This window comes from Fervidobacterium riparium (assembly GCF_025370035.1).
GTDB lineage: Bacteria > Thermotogota > Thermotogae > Thermotogales > Fervidobacteriaceae > Fervidobacterium > Fervidobacterium gondwanense.
The window spans coordinates 729,909-752,312 of record NZ_CP009277.1 but is presented as its reverse complement, the minus strand read 5'-3'; the positions used below and the strand labels follow the sequence as shown (position 1 = coordinate 752,312).

Here is a 22,404-nt window from a genome sequence, read left to right as displayed (position 1 = left end):
TTATTCGAAATCAAAGAATATTAAAAGGTATTATTTTAGGAGGTGTTTTGAGATGGCGTTGAACATGTTCTGTTATCAGTGTTCACAAGCGATGAACGGCGAAGCATGTACTATCACAGGTGTGTGCGGCAAAGATCCTGTTGTTTCAAGATTGCAAGATAACTTGGAGTACATACTCAAAGGTATATCTGCGTATTACTACCATGCAAGAGAACTCGGTTACAAAGATGAGGAAATTGCAGCTTTCCTCAGTGAAGGGCTCTATTCAACCCTCACAAACGTGAATTTCGATGCTCAGGAGTTTGTGAATTTGGCTCTCAGAGCTGGTATGATGAACTTCAAAGTCATGCAACTACTCAAGAAGGCACATATTGAAACGTACGGTGAGCCGATGCCGACAGAAGTGGAAACGGGTACAAAAGAAGGACACGCGATAATCGTCACTGGACATAATCTCAAAGCTCTTGAAGAGCTCCTTAAACAAGTTGAAGGCACGGATGTGTACGTCTACACGCACTCTGAAATGCTCCCAGCACACGGATATCCCGGATTGAGAAAATACAAGAACTTAGCTGGAAACCTCGGAGGCGCTTGGTTTGATCAAAGGGACCTCTTTGACAAAATTCCCGCAGCGATACTCGGAACGAGTAACTGCGTACTGTTGCCAAAAGAATCCTATAGAGACAGAATGTTCACAACATCGATTGCAAGGCTTCCCGGCGTAAAGCACATTGAAGGTTACGACTATTCGGAAGTTATAGCGAAGGCAAAGTCATTGCCAAAGCTCCCAGAACAACCCGGAAAGTACAAGCTCACAACAGGATATTCTGCAAGCGTTGTTAAATCTTTAGCGGGAAAGATTAAAGAACTTGTTGAAGCTGGAAAGATAAAACACTTCTTTGTTGTTGGCGGATGCGATACCCCAACAAGACGCGGTGCATACTACAGAGAATTCGTCGAAAAACTTCCAAAGGAAACAGTAGTTATAACACTTGCGTGTGGTAAGTTCAGAATCAACGACTTACAACTCGGCGATATTGAAGGTATTCCAAGACTCATCGACGTTGGTCAATGCAACGATACAATCGTAGCACTCGAAATAGCCATGGCGCTCTCTGAAACGTTCGGTGTTCCTGTCACAGAGCTCCCGCTATCACTCGTGCTCACATGGATGGAACAGAAAGCTGTTGCAATACTGTGGACACTACTTGCACTTGGACTCAAAGGAATCTACATAGGTCCTGTATTGCCAGCTTGGGTCAATAAAGAAATTCTTGAAGTGCTCGTTAAGAACTACGATTTGAAACTCATAGGGCAACCGGAAGAAGATATAAAGGCGATTTTAAAGGTATAAGAAACCTTAAATTCGAACCGATTTTGAAAAATAAAAAAGCGCAGGGCTGAAATGCCCTGCGTTATTTGTAATTGATTCACGTTGAACCTATTCTTATCATCTTCACACTCCCGTCCGCAAAAGCCACAATAAATGTTCCGGGATTTGAAGTTGGTACAACATGCGTCACATAAGAGGGTCCTGCAAAGTACTTTGAGAAACTTCCCGTCGTTATGTCTATTAAAGCTATCTCACCTGAGTTTGTTCCAATTATTAAATGATTATCGCTCAAAACTCTCGGCGATGAAAAACTTATCGGCGAACCTGTATTTGCTTTCCAGACCAACTTTCCGTTTTTGTCAAATTTATACACCGTTCCCCCAAGTGAAGATACAAAGATGAAATCTTTGAATTTTTCAACTGAGGAATATCCAACCGTTATGTTGCCGGCTTCCCATTTTTTAGTCTTGTCTTTTAAATTCACACCAACAACTTTGCTTCCGGTGGTTGTATAGAAGAGCCATTCGTCAATCACCGCAGGTTTACACGCACCCGCTGTGTAGTATCCGCTTCCCGTGTCTATTCTATCTGTAAGCCTTCCATCTTCGGCTATGATATAGATACCTCCGCCCCAAGATGTTTGGTAATACACTCCATTCTCAAAATAAGCTTCTGATTGTACTAACCCCTTTAAATCGTGTTTGGCTATTATCTGGAGATCTGACTTTCGAATCACATAACCAAACCTACCTGCACCAACGAGTAGTGTTGATTTTCCATTTGAAATTGTATAAATTGGTTCGTTAAGTTTTATCTTCTTCAAAATCTTTCCTGTCTTGGTTTCAATAACATACATATTACCATCGATATCGCCAATGAAGAACGACGTACCCGAATCACTTTCACTAACTATATTCGCGAAAACAGGACCAATCTTCATCTTCCAAGTCTCTTTTCCATCCTGCAAAAACAAAACCGTGCCCGAGTAATCAGCTACGATTATCCCACCATCTACTTCTATCGGCTTTGAATAAATAGCTTCCTGTAATTCATACGACCAAATGAGTTTTAACTTAGCATCAGTGTTTATGGCGCTTTTTAATGTGTAAAATCTATGAATAGTGTATCCTTTTGAGTAGCCATAGAGTGATAAAAAGTTGATGCCTAAATCGGTTGTAACGTTGCCTATTTCAAAGCTGGTTTTGGAAGTATCTTTTAGAGTTCGTTCAAGGAGAATCTTGCCGTTGGAAATCGCTTTAATTCTGTTGTATTTTGAAGGGTTGGCAGATATAGAGATTTTTCCGTCTTTGTTTTCTATTGAAGGCGATAGATTTTTTTCAATAGCTTCCGGTATTAGAGATACAGATTTTAATAATTCAAATTTATCAAATTCAAGCGAGTATCTCCAGATATGTAAAGCCGCTTCGTCCCAGCTTACAATGGTCATATACCCATCCTTTGCTGCTCCAATCATCTGAAACCATGTCCCGTTGTAATTTCCTGCATAAGAATAGCTGTGCCCATGTCCGTACAAAACCAAAGGTACTCTGTATTCTAAAAGCATATTCATCAACTTCCAGCCGTCGTCGGTATAATTCGAAGGACCACCGAACGGATGGTGGCACAATATAATCGGAATTTTCTTTTCAACTCCTGCACTCTTGAGAGTGTTTTCAACCCACTTCAACTGCTCGTTGCCAATATGACCAACTTGCTGGAATGGGACAGATGTATCTATGCCTATAAATAATAACTTATCCACAGTCTCTTGGAAGAATTCATATGGAACATTCGACAGCCTTTTTGATTTTCTGAATATATCGCTCCAACGCACATCATGATTTCCAAGGGTATATCTGTACTTGATACCCGATTTATCAAGCACCGAAATGGCTTTCCACAATTTCGAAAATTCCACATCGCTACCCATCTCCGTCAAGTCACCTGTCAAAAATACGTAACTCGGCTTCAGTTCAAGGAGCTTTTTAAACAGAGTATCCGTGATATTCGAGCGGTATGGATAGTGCAGATCGCTCAGTACCGCTACAAAACCCTTATGCGATAAGAATGGTATTTGAGCAAATACGGTAGATGAGAACAAATATATAAAGGTTAGAAACAGAATTAGTAATAACAAAAACTTAGCTCGCACGATTTCCCTCCTAACGCGAAACAAAGTGGTATAAATAGCACAAACCCGCCTCGGGAATCCTCGGCGGGTTTGATTGGTTATTTCTTTGCTTGATAAAAACACCTTTTTGGAGATTCGATCTTGCCCTCGTTTTTCAGCTCTTTAATGGCTTTATCAACCTCTTCTTTTGAAAGGCTTGCCTTCTCGGCGATATCTCCCGGCCTCAGCGGTTTGTCTGATTCGAGTAACACTTTGAATACAAGTTCTTTCTTGTCCATGATTACACCCCCTACATTAAATTCGTTCCACAGTATTTATTATATCATGAGTCATTTACCTAACGTTTTCGTTTACCCTCAAATAAACGTTTGCAACAACAACAGCGATAATGGCAAGAAGAGCTATCGGATATACGACATACTTGTAGCTTCCAAATAAGTCTTTGATTATGCCAGCTGATAGATTTCCAAAAATTGCGCCAAAACCGTATGCGGTAAATACAATTCCATAGTTTTGACTTTGATATTTATTCCCAAAGAACTTCGAAGTTAGATACGGCGCCATTGCGAGCCATCCACCGAATGTTAACCAGAAGAGTGAGAATGAAACTACGAAAGAGATTGGAGAATGAGTATACGCCAACAACAAAGATGATAAAATAACCAAGACATAGGATACCGAAATCGTTACTTGTGGTAAGATAATGTCTGACAACAAGCCAAAAAGCGGCCTGCCTATTCCGTTAAATGCCGAAAAGATAGCGGTTAAAATGGGCATCGTCTTTTCGTCAATCCTTATAACCTCTTCTCCGAAAGGTGCGGTGATTCCGATGATCATCAATCCGATAAACGTACTTGCCATAAAGCAAAACCAAAGTGCATAGAATTTTTTATTTTTGAGCATCTGTCTTGGAGAAGTCGAACCATCGTTGCTATCTGATTCAAAACCAGAATCTTTCGGAAATTTGAATGGTATAGACAGCAGCGTGATCAAGAGCAGAAAAGCCATTCCCAAAATCCTAAATGCAGGAAAGACTCCGTAGGAAGTAATCAACTTTTTAGCCAATGGCGCTGTGACAAACGGTGAAAGCCCAAATCCAGCGATGAGAACTCCCAAAGCTAGTCCTTTTTTCTCGTTGAACCACTTTGAAACAACACTTATTGGTATCCCATAAGCGATCCCAACACCACTGCCGGCAACAACACCGTAGGTTAGTACGAGTTGCCATAAACCCTCCGAAAACGATGCAAGTATCCATCCAAGTCCAACTAATATACCGCCGAAAATTAGGACGTTTCTCGGGCTGTGCTTAGCTACTAACTTGCCACCAACAGGCATCAACAAAGAGTAAAATGTCAAAAAGAACATGAATGGCAAGCTACTTTCAACCGAAGAAAGACCCATCATGTTCTCAAGCGGTTTTCTGAATATGCTCCACGAGTACACAGTTCCAAGACAGATAAATATGACTATCCCAAAGACGACGTAAATCCATCTTGATTTCATGTTTTACCCCCTTCTGTGACTTATTAATTTATATATGCTATAATTTAACGAGGGGTGATGTTATGAATATGCCAAAACCTAAGATAGTTGTAAGCCGCTGCTTTTTCGAACACACAAGGTATGACGGAGGGATTATTTCAAGCGAAATTGTGAAAAAGTTGGAAAAGTACTGCGAATTCGTAAGGGTTTGTCCAGAGGTTGAAATTGGTCTGCCAATTCCAAGAGAGCCGATAGACGTATTTTTAATCAACAACGAACTGAAGCTTTTGAACAAAGCCCGTACGGTTGACTTGACAAACAAAATGTACAACTTTGCGGATGGATTTTTGGAAAACGTAAAAGGCATCATAGACGGCATGATACTAAAGTCGAAGTCTCCATCGTGTGGTTTAAACGATGCAAAGCTGTACGGTGAAAATGGGCGTGTTGTTTCAAAGACCGCAGGTCTTTTTGCAAAGACGATGGTTGAAAAATTACCAGAAATAGCCATAGAGAGCGAAATGCGACTTACAAATGACAAAATAAGGTTCGAATTCTTCACTTTCATTTTCAAACACGTAGAGTTCAGAAGCATAAAATCGAAGAATGAACTCATTGAATTCCACTCAAAGAACAAGTATCTGTTCCTTGCAAAGAACGAGAAGATTATGAGAGACATGGGAAGACTCGTTGCACAGAAAGGCTTTAATAACGAAACGCTCAAAGAATACCACAGCATGTTAGTTAAATTACTTAAAACTCCAATTAAGAGAAGTAAAATCATCAACATGCTGTTGCATGTGTACGGGCATTTTAAGGACATTATAAACCTCGAGGAAAAGGCGTATTTCATGGATTTAATCGAAGATTATAAGAACGGGATTGTAAATCTGCAATCGGTTCTCAGCGTATTAAAATCTTGGGCAATCAGGCATTCGGAATCATATATTAAGAATCAATCCCTATTCGAGCCTTATCCGAGAGAACTCGATGCGATAGATTTAAGAGCCGATATAAAGAACGAAGAAAGACTGGAAGAAAAGAATTAGTAGTTATTCCACACGTACCTAATTATCTCGTCGTGGTATTGCATAACCACGTAAGTTGGCGTAATAAAGTTGTTAACCATTATCGCAAAAGCTACCTTTCTTCCTGTTCTTGTAATCATCACTCCTGCGATGTTTGAAACTTTTTGAAGTGTACCGGTTTTTGCATACAAGGTTATATCACCGAGTCGGCCCTGCATAGTTCCTTCTTTTCCAGAGATCGCGAGCGTAGATATGAATCCGTCAAGACCACCGTAATTTCTGTATGCGTATAGTAACACCTGCACAACGGAGTAAGGGGTCAAAAGGTTATACGTCGAAAGACCGCAAGCGTCATTGAGTTTTAAAGGGTAGTACTCCCCAAAAAGCCTCTTGTAAAAATCATTCATAACTTTTAGAGAATTGTATACGTTGGCATACCCGTAAACCCTTAGACCAACTGTTCTTAAAATCTGTTCAGCGTAAGAGTTGCTGCTGAATTTATTCGCAACGCTTATTAGGTTTTTTAACGGCACCGATTTCATAACAATAAACTCCCGATAGTCGCTGTTCAGTTTGCCAATCATTACCGAGCCGTTGACACGAATTCCATAATTTCTTAGTATAGAAAGCACCTGAGAACCATAATTTATAGCTACGGCGTTGGCATCGTATGGTGAGAAAGAATTAGTGTTTTCTTTGAGAACGAGTGCATCGATGCTTGGATTCTTGTAATCCCATTCCCATCCAACTCCCCATCGTTCGTTTGAGAAAAACGAATTATCGATAACTATGTTCCCGGTTATCTCCTTGACACCTTCTTGAACGAATTTGTAGAGATGCTCTTTCAAGATCTCAACGCTCATCGACGGGTCGCCGTTGCCTTTTATGATAATATTTCCTCTTAATGTGGGAGATATATTTCCTCTTGGCACGTAAACGGTTGTCGTATATCTGAACTCCGGTCCAAGCACATCCCAAGCAACGAGTGTCGAGAATATCTTAGTTAGCGACGCCGGTATGAACAGATTATGCTCGTTGTACTTTACAAGCATACTACCGCTATCAATATCCACAAAATATGCCCCTGCGTATCCACCCTGGGGCATTTTAGATGTGATTATTGAATAAACATCCTGTCCATTCGCACGGTTAGAAAGAATAAAAAATACGAAAATGGAAACCGAAAAAAGTATTCTTTTATTCCTATTCAACAAGCTGATGAATGCTTTGAACACCGATCACTTTACCTCCTACGTCAACGTAAAGTATGTCGTCAGATATCTTTAATACTTTTCCCTCCACAATTTCATCGTCTACTTTTACTTTTAAAACATCCCCTTCCCTTGGAACAAGATACTTTTTCCACAACTTAGTAATGTTTTCAGTCTCATTCCTGTAGTTAACCAAGATATTCCAAGCATGCTTATTGATTGAGTCTAAAAGGTATGTAATCTTTACTTTTTTTCGCAAAATGTCCTTAATCGATACAGCAACGTTCTTTAGTTCCTCAGGTATGTCGTTGTTGACATTCAAACCTATGCCTACGATTATCGCCACAACTCTATCGTTTACCGAAACGGCTTCGGAAAGTATTCCGCAAAGTTTCTTTCCGTTGTAATATATATCGTTTGGCCATTTAATGTAAGCTTTAATCTTCAGCTTCCTCAAAACTTCCACAATAGCGATAGAGAATATCTTCGTGTACACGTGAAGGTTTATGTGTATCTTCGGTTTAAACAACACAGAGTACCACAGTCCACCTTCAGGTGAGTACCAAGAACGCCCCATGCGCCCCTTACCAGCAGTCTGCTTAATCGCAACTACAATAGCACCATCGTGGAAGGATTTGTAATTTCTCTTCAAAAATTCGTTCGTACTATCGATTTCATACAAAACTTCTATCTCTTCGCCTATCATTCGTCAGCTCCCCTTGATTTTGATTTAAAAGACTGTATTATCTTCTCCTCTTTAAGAATTCCTTCACTCTACCTCTCAGGAAAACAGCTGAGAGAAGTAAATACACGAGCGCTCCAAATACGGTTGCCGGTATAACCCAAATGCGACGGGTTGATATACTGATGAAGTAGTAAGTCAGAATTCCCATCAAAACAGCTGAAAGAAGAATATACAAGTCGTCTTTCTCAAAAAGCCTTTTGTCTTGCTCTTTTGAAAGTAAGTACAGAAATCCGATAATTCCCGCAACGCTCGTGGCAAGCGCGACGCCTACAGGTCCGTACTTCAAACCAACTAACAAGTCCATAACTACATTAGAAATCGCTACGATTGTAGTAGCTTTGAGAGGTGTTTTCATATCCTTCATCGCATGTCTTGCACGTGCCATCGTTGAATACATGCCATAAAAAGGCAGTCCAACGACGTATGCATTCAGAACTTGCGCAGTAATTCTCGTATCGTTTGCCGTGAACTGACCGTATTCGTAAAATAGCCTCAGAATAGGCTCGTCAAGGACTATTAAACCAACGGTTGCAGGTACGGTGAAGAAAAGTGTTGATGTTAACCCGCTCTTCAGATGTTTGCTGTAGTTAGTCCTGTCGTTGCTTATAGTCGAGAGGATAACAGTTGCCACAGCTACACCAAACAAACCATAAGGGAGCATGTAAAACCTCGAAGCGTATTGTAAATACGACACGCCACCGCCATAACCTTTGCTGTAGTACGAGACGACGTTAGTATCCACAATGCTGTTAATTTGCGAAATGGACATCGCTAAAAAGCTGGGCCAGAACAATTTTAAAAAGGTCTTCGTGTATTTAAAGCTCAATTTGAGCCTGTGCCTTCTCAAAGGATATGCAAGAGCCAAAAACGCAGCTGCTTCGCCTATTAAAAAACCCCAGGTAGGACCAAAGATGCCAATACCCGGGATGAGCATAAAGAGTATGATCACGATGTTCGGAATTATAGGTGTAAGTGCCGGATAAAAAAACTTTCCTCGCGTGTTTTCTATCGAATATGTTATCGCCCACCAAAAAATGAAGAGTATCGATGGTGCTGTGATTCTTGTCAAGAGTCTTATCAGTTCTTTTGTCTGTTCAGCTGCTCCGGAACTGAAAAGGTAAACAACTATATCAGGAAATATCATTACTAATGCAACAATTACCAAAAGAACGAGTGTGAAACTTGTCAAAACGGAAGACAAGAATTCATCTTTCTCTTCTGCTTCGGCATAGAGTGGTACAAAAGCTGACGTCATCGCACCTTCACCAAAGACCCTGCGCAGAAAAAACGGAAAGAGTATGGCGACAAAATAAGCATCAGCTTGCCACGAAGTTCCGAACTTCGAAGCCATGAGCATGTCTCGAACAAGGCCGAGTATTCTGGAAAGAAACGTTGCTACAGCAAATGCTAAGCTACTTATTATTACACTCACTTATTACCCTCCGATTTCTGCTAAGAATCAATATTCGCATTATTTTGCGTAAGAGACTGATCTCTTTTCTCTTATAACTACGACTTTCAAAACACCTGGGTACTGCAACTCGTTTTCTATCCTGACAGATATATCGTGCGCCATTTTTTCTATAGTTGCATCGTCTGTTTTGTCTGGCTGAACGATTACTCTGATCTCCCTACCAGCTTGGATAGCATACGCATTCTCAACGTACTTGTAGCTCTTCGCTATCTCTTCAAGTTTCATGAGCCTCTTTATGTAGTTTTCAACATCTTCTCTTCGCGCTCCAGGTCTTGCTGCCGATATAGCATCAGCGGCAGTGACTATCGCTGCTTCCGGTGTAATAGGCTCTTCTTCTCCGTGGTGTGCCATTATCATGTTGATTATTTCATCAGACTCGCCGTATCTCTTTAAAATCTCTGCACCTATTGTCGTGTGCGAGCCCTCAACTTCGTGGTCTAACGCCTTACCGATATCGTGCAATAAACCACCGCGCTTTGCTTTGTCAACGTTCAAACCAAGCTCGGAAGCGAGCAGTCCTGCGATCTGAGCAACTTCCATAGAATGATAGAGGACGTTCTGACCGTAGCTTGTCCTGAATTTCAACCTACCAAGTAATTTAACAATTTCCGGATGCAGTCCACCAACACCAACAGTTATTATCGCTTCTTGACCTGCTTCTTTAATCTCTTTTTCTACTTCCACTTTTGCCTTTTCGTACATCTCTTCTATTCTCGCAGGATGTATCCTACCATCTTGTACTAATTTCTCTATGGTTCTTCTCGCTATTTCTCTCCTAAGTGGATTGAATGAGCTGAGAGTAACAACTTCCGGTGTGTCATCAATGATCAAATCAACACCAGTGATTTTCTCAAACGTTCTTATGTTCCTTCCTTCTCTACCGATCAATCTACCTTTCATATCATCGTTAGGAAGCATAACGGTGCTGATCGTGACCTCGCCAGTGTACTCGGGCGCATATCTTTGAATCGCATCTGCAATAACTTTCTTTGCATGTTTTTCAGCTTCATCTTCGTATCTTGACTTTATCTGTACAAAAATCTTTGCAACTTCGTGTTCGTACTTTTCGCGTGCTTCTTGGAGAACAATTTCCCTTGCTTGTTCGTGAGTAATACCTGCAAGTTGTATAAATCTCTGCTCGATTTCTTTTTCTTTTTCATCAAGTTCCTTAGCTTTAGTTTCAAGTTCAATCTTCATGTTATCTACAAATAACTCGCGCTTGTCGAGCATTTCTTCACGCTTACTGAGCATTTCTTCACGCTTTAGAATTCTTTCCTCAAGTGCCTTAATTTCTTCTTCTCTGCGCTTTCGTTCTTTTTCTATCTCTTCGCGTATCTGGTGTGCTTCTTCTCGTGCCTCGATGATCATCTTCTTCTTAATCTCAGAAGCTTCTTTTTCAGCGTTCTTTACAATAGTCTCAGCATCTTCTTTGGCGGCTTTCAATTTCTTCTCGATGCTTTCTTCCGCTTTTTTCCTACCTATTGTTGAACCAAAGAAATACCCTGCTGCAATGCCTATAACTAAACCTATAACGATGTATATCAAATCCATCATTTCCAATCACCTCCGAAACCTTGCCTGTATAGTTTTTCTCTTTTCTTCTGTTCATCCAAATTCTGCGTTATTTTCTCAATAATTTCGTTAACATCAACTTCTTCGAGTACTTTTTTGATTGCATCTTCGATTATGTACTCATCAACGTGCAGCTGTCGAAGTTCGTATCGAATTCTGTACGGTCCTTTGTAGTGTATCACAAGGGAATCGTACGCATACAGATATGCAAACTTTTCATCGTCTATAAACCCTCGTTCTTTGAGCTTTTGGATAGTTTCTTGAATTGTCCCTTCGTCAAATCCGTCACGTTTTAGCCTATTTTCAACTTCCCATTGAGAGCGTGCCCTGAATTTTATAAATCTCAGTGCAACATCAATGGGGGATTTTTTTCCCTTTTCTTTACGAACGTCTTTTTCGAACTTGTGCGAGAAATTATCGCTCTGGTCATTGTAATATTTGTTACTTCGATACTTTTTCTTCATCCTGCGTATTCTGCGTTCCTATGTTGTGGAAGTACTTTTCCCTGATTCTGTTCTCTATCTCAGTTGCAATCTCTGGATGCTCAAAGAGATAACTCACGGCATTAGACTTACCTTGACCGAGTGAATGTTCTTTTCCTGTCAAATCCTCGTATGTAAACCAACTTCCTCGCCTGTCTATGAGTCCTTCATTCACTGCCATGTTGAAAAGTTCATTTTCTCTTACTATTCCTTTTCCGTAAATTATATCCACTGTCGTTGTCCTAAATGGCGGTGCGACTTTGTTCTTGACAAATTTTATGGTGACTTCGTTTCCAACATGTTCGTTGCCCTCGACAATCTTTCCAGAAGACCTTACTTCCATTCTCATCGTTGCATAGAATTTCAGAGCGACACCACCGGTTGTTGTTTCTGGGTTTCCGTACATAACACCGATCTTCATACGCGTTTGGTTTATAAAGATTACTACCGCCTTTGATTTATTCACGTTACCTGCAAGCTTCCTTAAAGCTTGTGACATCAATCTTGCTTGAAGTCCTATCTGGGCTTCTCCCATCGCTCCTTCTATCTCGGCTCTTGGAACAAGTGCTGCAACAGAGTCGACAACTATAAGGTCCACTGCATTGCTCCTAACGAGCTCGTCAACAATGTCGAGTGCTTGCTCACCATAGTCAGGTTGTGAGACCAAGAGTTCAGAAAGATTAATTCCGAGGTTCCTTGCATAGTTCAAATCGAGTGCGTGTTCAGCATCAACAAAGGCTGCAATACCGCCCATCTTCTGTACAGATGCTATCGCGTGGAGAGCTATGGTCGTTTTACCACTTGACTCTGGACCGTATATTTCGATAACCCTTCCTCTCGGGTATCCACCGACTCCAGAGGCTATATCGATCGCAAGTGACCCGCTCGGAATAACTTCAACACCCTGGAGCAGGTTATCTTCACCAAGGACCATTATTGAACCTTTACCATACTGCTTTTCGATCTTGCTGATAGCCTTTTTTAAAACATCTTTCTTCATTTCATCTGGCATTTCTAACCAAACCTCCTTCAAATTTCAATTTGTACATCCATTTATAAATCGGACCTTGCGGCGTTAACGTTGAGCTGTAGATGGTAATACCATCTATAACAAGCGATACTTTTGGAACTTGAATCTCCTTAACAAGTTCTTCCCAATTATTAGGATACTCTTTGACCCTACCAAGCGTAACATGCGGAACAAAATTACCTTGGTCATCGTACTTCACCTTGCACTTAGTCAACTCAGACTTCATCTCAAGATACATCCTCTGCAAAGACTTAGTTGGTTCAAGCTTTAAAAAGAGAACGCGTGGTGATTGCTTGAATTTAAAATAACCAAAATCCACCAAGTTTGTGCTAAAAGATGGGAAACCTTGCAGCCTTTTGTTTAAAGAGAGAGCCATCGACTCGACTGCCTTTTCATCCATTTCTCCGAGGAAAAAAAGAGTTAAATGCAAATTTTCTGGTTTAGTCCATGCAGCTTTGAAACCAAGCCCCACCAATCTGTCGATAACATCTGTGGCTATTTCTCTAATTTCCTGATTAACATCAACGGCAATAAACGTTCTCACGCGAACCCCTCCATATTAATTTCTGCTTTTCGCATTTTCGCAATTTACCTGTTGAGATACTCCCTGTTTTGATAGACATATATAAGACCAGATAGCACCGTTGATATCGCAACTACATAAATGAGTACCGCGTTCAATCCGGATAGAACCCTCAATAACCTTTCCGAAGAAGACAGAGTTAGCTCCAAGAATAAACCAACTGAGAGTATCATCTGTGAAACTGTTTTGAACTTTCCGAAGATGTTTGCTGCTATAACATTTCCGGCGTCTGAAGCGACCATGCGAACGATACTCACAAGCGTATCGCGAAACACCATCACGATCACTAACCAGCCCGGCGCCATTCCGAATTCCACGAAAACTATCAAAATGGAAGTAATGAGAATCTTGTCGCTCATTTGGTCAAGAACCTTGCCCAACTTTGTCACAAGGCCGTACTTCCTTGCAAAATATCCATCAAAATAATCACTGATTGCCGCAGCGACGAAAATAACAAACGCAGAGCCATAGTTACCAAGGTACATCAACAAAACTATTATGGCTGTCGAAAAAATCCTAAGCCAACTTATGGCATTTGGTAGATTGAAGACTACGCTCTCTTTGGTTTTCTTTTCCCCAGCTCCCAAGCTCAAACTATTTCACCTTCCAGATCATATGTATCGGCTTCAGTAATCCGGACTTTTACAAAACCTTTAATACCACTGCCTTTCACAAAGACATTTCCATCAATTTCAGGTGCGTCCATATAACCACGCCCAATCAAAACCCCATTCGCCTCTTCATCAACCAATACATCAATAACACGTTCGATAAATCTCTGATTTCGCATTGCGGAAATCTCTGCTTGTGTCTCCATCAACCTGTCAAGCCTCTTTTGAGCTGTTGATGACCTTACTTTGTGGGGTAATTTGTAAGATGCAGCGTCTTCTTCATCTGAATATATGAACGCTCCGAGTTTGTCGAATTCAACGGCTCTAACAAAATCGAGCAACTCTTCGAAATCTTCGGAAGTCTCACCAGGAAATCCGAGAATGATAGAAGTCCTCAAAACAGCGTCTGGATACATAGTTCTGATCTTTTCAAAAAGCTTTTCGAGCTCACTCGGTGTTCTCGTTCTGTTCATCAGTTTCAAAATTTTGGTGCTCCCATGCTGGACTGGAATGTCAAAATATTTTACCACCTTTTCGTACGAGAAACCTTCCAAGATTTCATCTGTCACATGATCAGGATGCATGTACATAACTCTAATCCAAAAATCTCCATCAATTTTATTTAACCTTTTCAAGAGTTCTGGTAACATCTGTTTGCCGTAAATATCTATACCATATCCTGTGGTATCTTGAGCAACCAAAATAACTTCTCTCTTCCCGGATGAAACTAATGTTCTGACCTCATTTTCAATATCTTCAAGCTTTCTACTTACAAACCCCCCTTTAAATTTCGGTATCGTACAGAAAGTACAAGCTCTGTCGCAACCATCGGCAATTTTCACGTATGCGTATGGTAAATCATCGTCGACTCTACCTTCGAAATCGTACACGGCAATAGGATCCGTGATATACTTGCTCACCTTTTGAATATTCTCTGCAAGTACTTTCGGTGGTATTACACCAAACCAACCATCAACCTCTGGAATTTCATGCGGTAAGTCCTTTGGATAACGCTGCACTAAACAGCCAGTCACAAAAACTTTAAAATCTTTCTTTACCTTCTTATGTTCAACAAACTCTAAAATAGTGTCAATTGACTCTTGTTTTGCATCTACAATAAATCCACAAGTATCTACGACAACTCCATCTGCCTCTTCTAAATCATCAACAATTTCATGACCAAGCTGTTTTATGTGATGCTTAAATAAAGAAAAATCAGCCTCGTTTTTAGGACATCCGAGAACAACAATATACAACTTCAAAAACTTCACCTTCCTTTTTTCTCGAAAACTTGTCTCAAGTAATTCTTACGTTTCTCAAGGTACAATTCCCTAATCTTCGACAATTCCTCTTTATACACCTCTTCTTTGTAATTTGGATAAGTAAAATCGTAATCTTTCCACCTACCATTTATGTACATCAACGTCGGTTCGGCATATATCCCGTGTCCTATGTAAATTCTGTGAGGCCACATCTTTGTGGTTGCCAAGACAAATTGCATATGGTGCATATACCCCGGGTCGAGATTAAACCTTCGCTTTCCGTCGACGGCATACTTAAGCTCTATTTCGTTTGTCTTCACTTTAATCATCGAAAGCAAAGACGGATGGATAAGCCTTTCAAAACTTATAAGCCTTCCAATTATTCCTGAACCCATCTCTTCATTGTAGTAGAGCGTGTACTTTTCAAAATCCAAAGCATCGCTAACATAATCCATCGGTCCGAAAAGTGAAACAAGCTCGTCTTTAACCTCGTTAAACCAATAGTCAATATGTGAAGAGAACATAAAAATTACCAAATTAACAGGCTCTACAATCCTCACTTTTCCCATATAACTTCCACCTCGAATTGTGGAATCCTAACGATCTTAACTCTGTTACCGTACAGTCTTAAGATAGCTTCCCCGACTATGTGGTATGTACCCAGATTCATGTTTGTGACTCCGCTGTATTGCTTTCCATTCAAAAAATAAACGCCTCTCAACCCTTCAATCGTTACCAGCGGAGCATTCTTAACGTGTCTCATATAACTGAAAGAGAATAACAACAATAAAACACTTACAAGTGTCATGCCATAAAAAAGAACGCGTATTAAGTTTTTCGACATCTTACCACCTTTCCATTTCTGCCTAATTCTGCATTAAAACAAATTCCATATCAAAGTCACAAATTTCCAAAATTACCAATACACATGGATATTATACAACAAAAAACGAAAAAATGAACATCTTCGATGGTTATACTATTAACAAGCCAAAAATGTTTTGAATAAACGCAAAAATGAAAAATAACAATTTTAGTCTTGAATTAACTTTGATAGCGTTAGAAAAACAACTCAAGATATAGTACATGACATGGTTTATAATAACAACAAATTGTGATGTGGTAAGTTAGTGGTAAGTTTCTGGTAAGTAAGTGGTAAGTTTTTACCAGCTTTGGTAAGTTTTTAAATACAACAAATTGTGGCTAACAATTTTAACATACTATATATACGAAATTGCAAATTGTTCTCAATAAGAAAACTTACCAAACTTACCAATAGTGAAAAATTTCTCTAATTTTAGGCACGCCTAATTGCACTCAAATCGTTTATTCATGCGCATTTAAAAAACTTACCACCGAAAATACCGCTTAAATACTTGATTTCTACTAAAAACTTACCAAGGTGGTAAGTTGTAACAAAAAGGTGGTAAGTTGTAATATGAGTCTATAGTCAAGATTTGGTGTGAGGTTTTTGGTTACATTTGAGTAAACTTACCAAACTTACCACCACTATATATAATACTACTACTATCTTATAGATAGTATATATACTATCGTTAAGGTATAGGGAGGTAAAAAGAAGAGTTAGCTTTTAAGAAAATATGAAATGAAGCCATTCTGGAAGAATTTCATATCATATTGTATGCGCAATAAACAAAAAACATAAAAGCCCGTCCTATGCAGACGGGCTAAAAACACATTAACAAAAGCTGATTTAAGAACTATTCGTATAAAGCAGAAACGAATTTAAGAATCGATACGTTTTATTGAATATCTATTCAAAACTCTTGCAAGTAGAATAACTAATACCAAACCAACAGTGATTAGAATGAATGGAGAAGTCCTGAAAGCACCGTAGACGAAATACATTAACAAAGCAACGAATGCGGTAAGCAATGCATATGGTATCTGTGTATTGACATGGTCCATATGGTCACTTCCAGAGAATATTGATGACAAAACTGTGGTGTCTGATATTGGTGAGCAGTGATCTCCAAATATAGAACCAGCAAAGACAACACCAGCCATGCTTGTTACTGACAACCACGCATCTCCAGTAACTTTGTATGCTATCGGTATTGCTATCGGCGTGAGAATTGCCATCGTTCCCCAAGAAGTACCGGTAGCAAATGAAACAAGAGCACCTATTATGAAAATTATAGGCGGTATCAAGAAGAACGATGAATCCTCTTTAACTAAAGAAACAACGTAACCTGAAAGATCAACGTCCTTAGTGACACTACCAATCGACCAAGCAAGTACCAATATCGCACAAGCTAACAGCATGAGCTTGAACCCATCGAGAACAGTTTTCATAGTCTCTGAGATAGTCATGAGCTTAAATCCAATAGCTATGGCTATGCCGGTAAGCATCATAGCGAACGCTCCCCATAGAAGTGCCGTCGCAGCATCTGCATTACCGAGCTTCTCAATAAGCGTCGCTCCACCTGCCTTAGCACCCGTGTAATAAAATCCCCATATCGTAACACCTATCAAAGCAACTATCGGTAGAACGAAAGTTAAAATCATCGGCTTAGTCTCTATCGGCTTTCCGAGTTCAAAGTCAACATCCAACATTGGTACTGCACCGTCACGCTTCGTCTTTCCTTCTTTCTGAGCCCTTAGCTCTGCTTTTAGCATCGGACCAAAGTCCCAGGAAGTGATAGCTATAATACCAACGAATAGGACGGTAAACAGACAGTACAGGTTAAACGGAATGCTACCAAGAAAAGCTGAGAGTGGTGAAATTCCGGTTATATTTGCACTTTCCATACCTTTCTGAATCATACCAAGCTGGTATGCGATCCAGTCAGATATGAAGAACGTCGCAACAGGAGCCGATGTCGAGTCTAAGATGTATGAAAGCTTCTCTTTAGAGATCTTGTGTTCTTCAAATATGTCGCGGGTCACGTTACCGACAATCGCTGCATTTATGTAATCGTTAAAGAAAACAATCACACCGAGAAGCCAAGCCCAAACCGTAGCTGAACGCCTCGTTTTAATTTTAGTTTTCGCCCAGTCTGCCAATGCTTTGCTTCCGCCAAGTTTCCAGATGAATGCAATTCCAGCACCCATGATGAGGTTGAAAAGCAGTAATTTTGCATTCCACTCATCAGCAACTGAGCCAACTATCTTATCAAGAGAATAACCAAATGCTGACAGCGGGTTAAAGGAATTCAAAAGTAATCCGCCAGTGAAGATACCTAAGAAGAGTGAAAGAAGGACGTTCTTTGTAATGAAACAGAGGACAATAGCAACTAAAGGTGGCAAAATTGACCAAATGGTACCTGCCATAGAAACACCTCCCCAAATCTCGTAAATCTCTTTGATAAAATCTCTCTCTTGAAAATTTATTTGAAGACTTTTGATAAATGAATTATTCTTTGAAAAAGAGAGTGCGAAAAAGATTAAGAGCAGGAATTTATAGAGGAATATCACACGTATTTTCTAATTTCTTCGATGAATCTATTCATTTTCTCGTAGTGAGTCCCACCCCAGTATATCTTTTCGCATCCGCTGCATATCGAAAATTCGTCGTACATTTCTTTAACTTTCTCAGGAATTTTGTCGAGTATCTTAGACTTTTCAATAGGCAAGAGCTTACCGTTGCATAATATGCACCTTTTAAATGGGTTAAACCAATTTTTTAACTTGTATCTTCTGGATACTTCAATCAATTGTTGTTTTGGCTCGTCGGACCTAACAATGTATCCATATTTAACCTCACTATTCTTGAGCATCATCCTGTCTTTGGTAAGTATTATCAAGTCTTCGTTTCTTGCCTTTTCAATAATCTTTTCATCCTCTATAATCCCAAAATCTGCGTATATTCCAAGCATTCTTAGGTATCTTGCAAGCCCACCTAAGTGTATGTCTAAGATGAACTTTGGTTCTCCTTCGTATTTCGGTGTCAGAATGTATTCTTCCGGAATCTCCAAATCGCTATCGGGATAAACGAAATACATCTCACCATTTTCAACTATCTTGTCGAACTTCACAAATTTACCGTTGAGAGTAATAAAATACACCTCGGTGTGCGGAACACCGAGGCGTTCTATGCAATCTTTTATCGTCTGGTTTACTCCAGGCTCCAATTCAATCATTCTTGCTTTGGAAAGGTCTGTGAGACTTCCAAAAAACGTTATCGATATTCTAATTTTCTTTTCCATCTTCAAAGCTCACTATATCTTCTACATTTGCGCCTGTTGATATGTAAGTAATTTTTCGTCCGGTTTCTCTTTCCAAGAATTCTACAAATTTAGCAAAGTTTCTGTCGTTTAAATCTTTCCAACCTTGGAATTCGACATATTCTACATCGGTCTTACTGAGCATTTCTAAATCCGTGGGTATATCTATCTTCTTCCCATCTATCGCATACCTAACACCGACAAGAACTTTATCCATCCCAGAGAGTACGTCTGCCTTTGTCATTATCATCTCGGTACAGTCAGATATTTCTATGGCGTATTTCAGAAGTGGTAAGTCGAGCCAGCCGCATCTTCTTGGTCTTCCAGTTGTTGCTCCGTATTCTTTTCCTGCTTTTCTGAGTTTTTCTGCGTCTTCTCCGAACAACTCAGTTGGGAACGGACCTTCGCCAACTCTTGTGAGGTAAGCTTTGAAAACGCCTATTCTTTTATCGATGTTCATCGGATAGCCGAGCCCCGGTTCAACGCCTGTTGTGTTACAGTACGTACCTGTGACGTACGGATAACTTCCCATGTCTATGTCGAGCAATACACCTTGTGTACCCTCAAAGAGTACGTTTGAATTTTGTAATTCTTTACGTATTTCGATAGGTGATACAACAAAACTTCTTATTTTTTCGTATTCTTCAAAGATCTTATCGTAGTCTGTCCAATCTATCGAATAGAGATTTTTGTATAACTCGGATATGAACTTCAATTTTTCGAGTGCATTTTCTTGGTTTTCAAAATCTACAAGCCTCAAACCTATTCTGTGAACTTTATCGGCATATGCGGGTCCTATTCCTCGTTTTGTCGTTCCAACTGCTTTGTCTCCCTTTGCCATTTCAAACTTTTCATCGAGCATTTTGTGGACTGGCAAAACAACGTGTGCAAGGTTCGATACTTTTATTCTTCTTGACACATCGAATCCAAGCCTTTTCAGTTCTTCGATTTCGCTATTAAGCACTCCAAGGTCCACGACGACACCGTTGGATATATAACCGATTGTATCTGTTCTCACATCAAACGATGGTACTAAATGATGTACTAATTTAAAATTCCCATACTCGACGGTGTGTCCTGCGTTGCTACCACCGCTGTAGCGCACTACGTAATCGTATTCACGGGAAAGATAAGTCGTTACCTTTCCCTTACCTTCGTCCCCCCAATGCAGTCCATAAACTATGCTTTTCATGCTTTCCATCTCCTTTTTTAAAAAGTTCTTTCGGTAACCATAGACTTAAAATTCGACGTGGAAATCTTTGTAATCCTGTTCAGGTAGTTCTTTTTCATCGAAATCTGAGATGTAACTCCAACCATTTCCTTCCATGATTCTTCTGTAAAGTTCGTTCAGCTGCTCAGCGTTACCGCCTGCTACTATCGTCACGCTACCATCGTCTTCGTTTTTGACATACCCTTTCACGCCTATCGCTCTTGCAACGTTTTTGACAAAGTGCCTGAATCCAACTCCTTGGACTATGCCTCTCACATTCCACCTTTTCCAGATTGTTTCCATACAACCACCTTCCGTGGATCGAGTTACATAAATTCACAGAGAAAGTCACGATTTTTTTATAGCACAATTTTCCCAAAATTCAATCTTGCGTTTTTGGGATTTTTTTAGTATAATTCTAAAAAATTTCAAACGGGGGAATTCTTAGTGAAGACTGAGCTTTTCGAAACTGTGAAAAGAGGGTCTTTTCTGAGTGATATCACACTAAACAATAATGTATTCATGATGGCTATGATGATGTGGCGTACCGACCGTTGGGTATGCCTCTGATGTTTTGGAACGTTAAACCAACGGTCGGGTGAGAAAATCACCCGACCGTTTTTTTATATATTTATGCAATACGAAAAGGGGGTTAGAAAATTGGAGAAAAGATTTCTCGTATTAAAATTCGGAGGTTCAAATTTTAAAGATTTTGAATGCTATTCAGAGGTGAAGAGAAAGATAGGTGAGGTAGAAGAAGTTTTTAAAGATAAGCACCTCGTAATTGTCGTTAGTGCGGCTTTTGGCACTACGGACAAACTTCTCCACGCACTCTACAATTTTCGTGATCAGAAGGTTGATAGCATTATCGACGAGATTTATGAATTCCATTTACAAGTTTTGAATAATCGTACTGACGGTTATTTCGAGTCTTTATTCGAACGCATTCGTGAATTGTTAACGGTTGTAAGAATTCTCAACAAAGTGCCTCCTTTCTTGAAGGATGAATTTCTGAGCCATGGTGAACAGATTAATGCCTACACGCTGTTGAAATTTATTGAAGATGAAGATAGTAGATTTGAGTTAAAAGACGCTGGCGAATGGATAATTACAGATGGAAAATTCGGAAATTCGACAGTTCTTCTTGAGAAGACAAAAGAAAAAATTCAATCAGAAATAAATAGATGGAATGGTGTTCATTCAATAGTCCCTGGCTTTTACGGCCGTTCCGTGGAGGGTGATGTTACGTTACTTGGACGAGGCGGGAGCGATTACACCGCTACTACTTTAGGTTACTCTCTTGATGCCGAAGCTGTGTTCTTGTTCAAAGACGTTAATGGGTTTTTGTCATGTGATCCAAAAGTCGCCGAATCACCATACATTGTTAAGTCTATGAGCTACGATGAAGCTGACGAGCTGTCGTACTTTGGCGCTAAAGTTTTGCAATACAATTCCATAGAGCCATTAAGAAAAAGCTCGATTCCGCTTTATGTCTGTAGCTTTGATGGTGTTTTTGATTTGAATAGGTGTACGAGAATTTCGGATGATAAACACGTTACCGAAAGTTGTGTTAAGAGTATTTCCTACACAGACGACGTTGCAGTCGTTCAATTCAAAGGAAGAAACCTTGGACGTGTGCCAGGAGTCTTGGGGGAAATTTCATCTAAAATAGCACACGGAGGGGTGAATATAAAGTTTGTCATCACGTCTCAAACATCGATTAACTTAATAGTGTCTAAAAGCGCATTAAGCGATGTCTTAAGAATTGCTGAGACAATTCGATTAGACGATATAGATGAAATTTCATACAAGATAGATAAAGCTCTCATAGCACTTGTAGGTCATGGGATGCTCGATAAACATGGCATCGCCGCGAAAGTGTTCAGCGTTCTTGCAGACAACGGTATTAATGTAGAGATGATCTCGGCAGGTTCAAACGAGGTTTCGTTTTATCTGATAATAGATCGCAAAGATCTTGAAGTATCTTTGCGTGCGATTCACAGAAGTCTTTTTGAAAATCGTGTTTTCTCCAATATTGGTTGATAATATAGTTCAAAAAG

General features: G+C 39.9%; 21 protein-coding genes. 3 read left to right on the top strand and 18 right to left on the bottom strand.

The genetic code is table 11. From position 1 onward, the window contains the following. The first annotated feature begins 52 nt into the window (after positions 1 to 52). On the top strand, positions 53 to 1,354 hold the full coding sequence (gene hcp, locus IB67_RS03345; protein WP_178137750.1) for a hydroxylamine reductase: 1,302 nt from the start codon (positions 53 to 55) through the stop codon (positions 1,352 to 1,354). A 76-nt stretch (positions 1,355 to 1,430) separates the two neighbouring features. On the opposite strand, the gene IB67_RS03340 is transcribed toward hcp, so the two are convergent. The 3 genes from IB67_RS03340 to IB67_RS03330 all read right to left on the bottom strand — a co-directional run bounded on the left by IB67_RS03340 (position 1,431) and on the right by IB67_RS03330 (position 4,970). Next, positions 1,431 to 3,485 carry a metallophosphoesterase gene (locus tag IB67_RS03340; RefSeq protein WP_072759317.1) on the bottom strand — a complete coding sequence of 685 codons (2,055 nt, stop codon included), beginning with the start codon at positions 3,483 to 3,485 and terminating at the stop codon, positions 1,431 to 1,433. Positions 3,486 to 3,562: 77 nt separating this feature from the next. Next, the gene (locus IB67_RS03335; protein ID WP_072759319.1) at positions 3,563 to 3,742 is read right to left on the bottom strand and encodes an HTH domain-containing protein; all 180 of its coding nucleotides are present in this window, start codon (positions 3,740 to 3,742) and stop codon (positions 3,563 to 3,565) included. 55 nt (positions 3,743 to 3,797) lie between these two features. Beyond that, on the bottom strand, positions 3,798 to 4,970 hold the full coding sequence (locus IB67_RS03330; protein WP_498875470.1) for an L-lactate MFS transporter: 1,173 nt from the start codon (positions 4,968 to 4,970) through the stop codon (positions 3,798 to 3,800). A gap of 62 nt (positions 4,971 to 5,032) precedes the next feature. Between IB67_RS03330 and IB67_RS03325 the strand changes: the two genes are divergently transcribed. Continuing rightward, complete coding sequence (locus tag IB67_RS03325; protein WP_245789549.1) at positions 5,033 to 5,998, top strand: YbgA family protein; 966 nt, start codon at positions 5,033 to 5,035, stop codon at positions 5,996 to 5,998. Here IB67_RS03325 and IB67_RS03320 read toward each other — a convergent pair. The 15 genes from IB67_RS03320 to IB67_RS03250 form a co-directional block, all read right to left on the bottom strand. Next, positions 5,995 to 7,212, bottom strand: a complete 1,218-nt coding sequence (locus tag IB67_RS03320; RefSeq protein ID WP_072759323.1) for a D-alanyl-D-alanine carboxypeptidase/D-alanyl-D-alanine-endopeptidase — start codon at positions 7,210 to 7,212, stop codon at positions 5,995 to 5,997. The genes IB67_RS03325 and IB67_RS03320 overlap by 4 nt on opposite strands. Beyond that, positions 7,181 to 7,894 (bottom strand): biotin--[acetyl-CoA-carboxylase] ligase, encoded by a 714-nt coding sequence (locus IB67_RS03315; protein WP_072759325.1) that lies wholly within the window; start codon positions 7,892 to 7,894, stop codon positions 7,181 to 7,183. The genes IB67_RS03320 and IB67_RS03315 overlap by 32 nt, the downstream gene beginning before the upstream one ends. Positions 7,895 to 7,931: 37 nt before the next feature. Further along, complete coding sequence (gene murJ, locus IB67_RS03310; RefSeq protein WP_072759327.1) at positions 7,932 to 9,365, bottom strand: murein biosynthesis integral membrane protein MurJ; 1,434 nt, start codon at positions 9,363 to 9,365, stop codon at positions 7,932 to 7,934. Between the two features lie 39 nt (positions 9,366 to 9,404). Then, the gene (gene rny / locus IB67_RS03305; RefSeq protein WP_072759453.1) at positions 9,405 to 10,958 is read right to left on the bottom strand and encodes a ribonuclease Y; all 1,554 of its coding nucleotides are present in this window, start codon (positions 10,956 to 10,958) and stop codon (positions 9,405 to 9,407) included. Next, a complete protein-coding gene (locus IB67_RS03300) occupies positions 10,958 to 11,443 on the bottom strand; it encodes a regulatory protein RecX (protein WP_084634378.1) in 486 nt (161 codons plus the stop codon). Before IB67_RS03300 ends, rny begins: the two co-directional genes overlap by 1 nt. Beyond that, positions 11,421 to 12,473 (bottom strand): recombinase RecA, encoded by a 1,053-nt coding sequence (recA, locus tag IB67_RS03295; RefSeq protein ID WP_072759329.1) that lies wholly within the window; start codon positions 12,471 to 12,473, stop codon positions 11,421 to 11,423. Before recA ends, IB67_RS03300 begins: the two co-directional genes overlap by 23 nt. Then, the gene (gene thpR, locus IB67_RS03290; RefSeq protein WP_072759332.1) at positions 12,463 to 13,035 is read right to left on the bottom strand and encodes an RNA 2',3'-cyclic phosphodiesterase; all 573 of its coding nucleotides are present in this window, start codon (positions 13,033 to 13,035) and stop codon (positions 12,463 to 12,465) included. Before thpR ends, recA begins: the two co-directional genes overlap by 11 nt. A 44-nt stretch (positions 13,036 to 13,079) precedes the next feature. Beyond that, positions 13,080 to 13,667, bottom strand: a complete 588-nt coding sequence (pgsA, locus tag IB67_RS03285) for a CDP-diacylglycerol--glycerol-3-phosphate 3-phosphatidyltransferase (protein ID WP_245789553.1) — start codon at positions 13,665 to 13,667, stop codon at positions 13,080 to 13,082. Beyond that, the gene (gene rimO, locus IB67_RS03280) at positions 13,664 to 14,947 is read right to left on the bottom strand and encodes a 30S ribosomal protein S12 methylthiotransferase RimO (RefSeq protein ID WP_072759334.1); all 1,284 of its coding nucleotides are present in this window, start codon (positions 14,945 to 14,947) and stop codon (positions 13,664 to 13,666) included. Before rimO ends, pgsA begins: the two co-directional genes overlap by 4 nt. A 5-nt stretch (positions 14,948 to 14,952) precedes the next feature. Then, entirely contained in the window at positions 14,953 to 15,516 is a 564-nt protein-coding gene (locus IB67_RS03275; RefSeq protein ID WP_072759336.1) for a DUF4416 family protein, read from the bottom strand. Further along, positions 15,504 to 15,791 carry a hypothetical protein gene (locus IB67_RS03270; RefSeq protein WP_072759337.1) on the bottom strand — a complete coding sequence of 96 codons (288 nt, stop codon included), beginning with the start codon at positions 15,789 to 15,791 and terminating at the stop codon, positions 15,504 to 15,506. Before IB67_RS03270 ends, IB67_RS03275 begins: the two co-directional genes overlap by 13 nt. Positions 15,792 to 16,693: 902 nt before the next feature. Beyond that, positions 16,694 to 18,241, bottom strand: coding sequence for a Na+/H+ antiporter NhaC family protein (locus tag IB67_RS03265; protein WP_072759339.1), 1,548 nt, complete (start codon positions 18,239 to 18,241; stop codon positions 16,694 to 16,696). A 140-nt stretch (positions 18,242 to 18,381) separates the two neighbouring features. After that, positions 18,382 to 19,116 carry a Mut7-C RNAse domain-containing protein gene (locus IB67_RS03260; protein ID WP_072759341.1) on the bottom strand — a complete coding sequence of 245 codons (735 nt, stop codon included), beginning with the start codon at positions 19,114 to 19,116 and terminating at the stop codon, positions 18,382 to 18,384. Beyond that, positions 19,100 to 20,326: an adenylosuccinate synthase gene (locus tag IB67_RS03255; protein ID WP_072759343.1), complete on the bottom strand. Its 1,227-nt coding sequence runs from the start codon at positions 20,324 to 20,326 to the stop codon at positions 19,100 to 19,102. The genes IB67_RS03260 and IB67_RS03255 overlap by 17 nt, the downstream gene beginning before the upstream one ends. A 45-nt stretch (positions 20,327 to 20,371) precedes the next feature. Next, on the bottom strand, positions 20,372 to 20,647 hold the full coding sequence (locus tag IB67_RS03250; protein ID WP_072759345.1) for an acylphosphatase: 276 nt from the start codon (positions 20,645 to 20,647) through the stop codon (positions 20,372 to 20,374). Positions 20,648 to 21,004: 357 nt separating this feature from the next. On the opposite strand from IB67_RS03250, the gene IB67_RS03245 reads away from it, so the two are divergent. Then, positions 21,005 to 22,387: an aspartate kinase gene (locus IB67_RS03245; protein WP_178137751.1), complete on the top strand. Its 1,383-nt coding sequence runs from the start codon at positions 21,005 to 21,007 to the stop codon at positions 22,385 to 22,387. Positions 22,388 to 22,404 lie beyond the last annotated feature (17 nt).

Coding starts and splice junctions, on each gene's coding strand:
- IB67_RS03325 (WP_245789549.1), top strand. CDS start 5,033: ATGAATATGCCAAAACCTAAGATAGTTGTAAGCCGCTGCTTTTTCGAA.
- IB67_RS03250 (WP_072759345.1), bottom strand. CDS start 20,647: ATGGAAACAATCTGGAAAAGGTGGAATGTGAGAGGCATAGTCCAAGGA.
- IB67_RS03335 (WP_072759319.1), bottom strand. CDS start 3,742: ATGGACAAGAAAGAACTTGTATTCAAAGTGTTACTCGAATCAGACAAA.
- IB67_RS03260 (WP_072759341.1), bottom strand. CDS start 19,116: ATGGAAAAGAAAATTAGAATATCGATAACGTTTTTTGGAAGTCTCACA.
- IB67_RS03270 (WP_072759337.1), bottom strand. CDS start 15,791: ATGTCGAAAAACTTAATACGCGTTCTTTTTTATGGCATGACACTTGTA.
- IB67_RS03300 (WP_084634378.1), bottom strand. CDS start 11,443: ATGAAGAAAAAGTATCGAAGTAACAAATATTACAATGACCAGAGCGAT.
- IB67_RS03255 (WP_072759343.1), bottom strand. CDS start 20,326: ATGAAAAGCATAGTTTATGGACTGCATTGGGGGGACGAAGGTAAGGGA.
- IB67_RS03315 (WP_072759325.1), bottom strand. CDS start 7,894: ATGATAGGCGAAGAGATAGAAGTTTTGTATGAAATCGATAGTACGAAC.
- IB67_RS03275 (WP_072759336.1), bottom strand. CDS start 15,516: ATGGGAAAAGTGAGGATTGTAGAGCCTGTTAATTTGGTAATTTTTATG.
- IB67_RS03330 (WP_498875470.1), bottom strand. CDS start 4,970: ATGAAATCAAGATGGATTTACGTCGTCTTTGGGATAGTCATATTTATC.
- rny (WP_072759453.1), bottom strand. CDS start 10,958: ATGGATTTGATATACATCGTTATAGGTTTAGTTATAGGCATTGCAGCA.
- hcp (WP_178137750.1), top strand. CDS start 53: ATGGCGTTGAACATGTTCTGTTATCAGTGTTCACAAGCGATGAACGGC.
- IB67_RS03265 (WP_072759339.1), bottom strand. CDS start 18,241: ATGGCAGGTACCATTTGGTCAATTTTGCCACCTTTAGTTGCTATTGTC.
- recA (WP_072759329.1), bottom strand. CDS start 12,473: ATGCCAGATGAAATGAAGAAAGATGTTTTAAAAAAGGCTATCAGCAAG.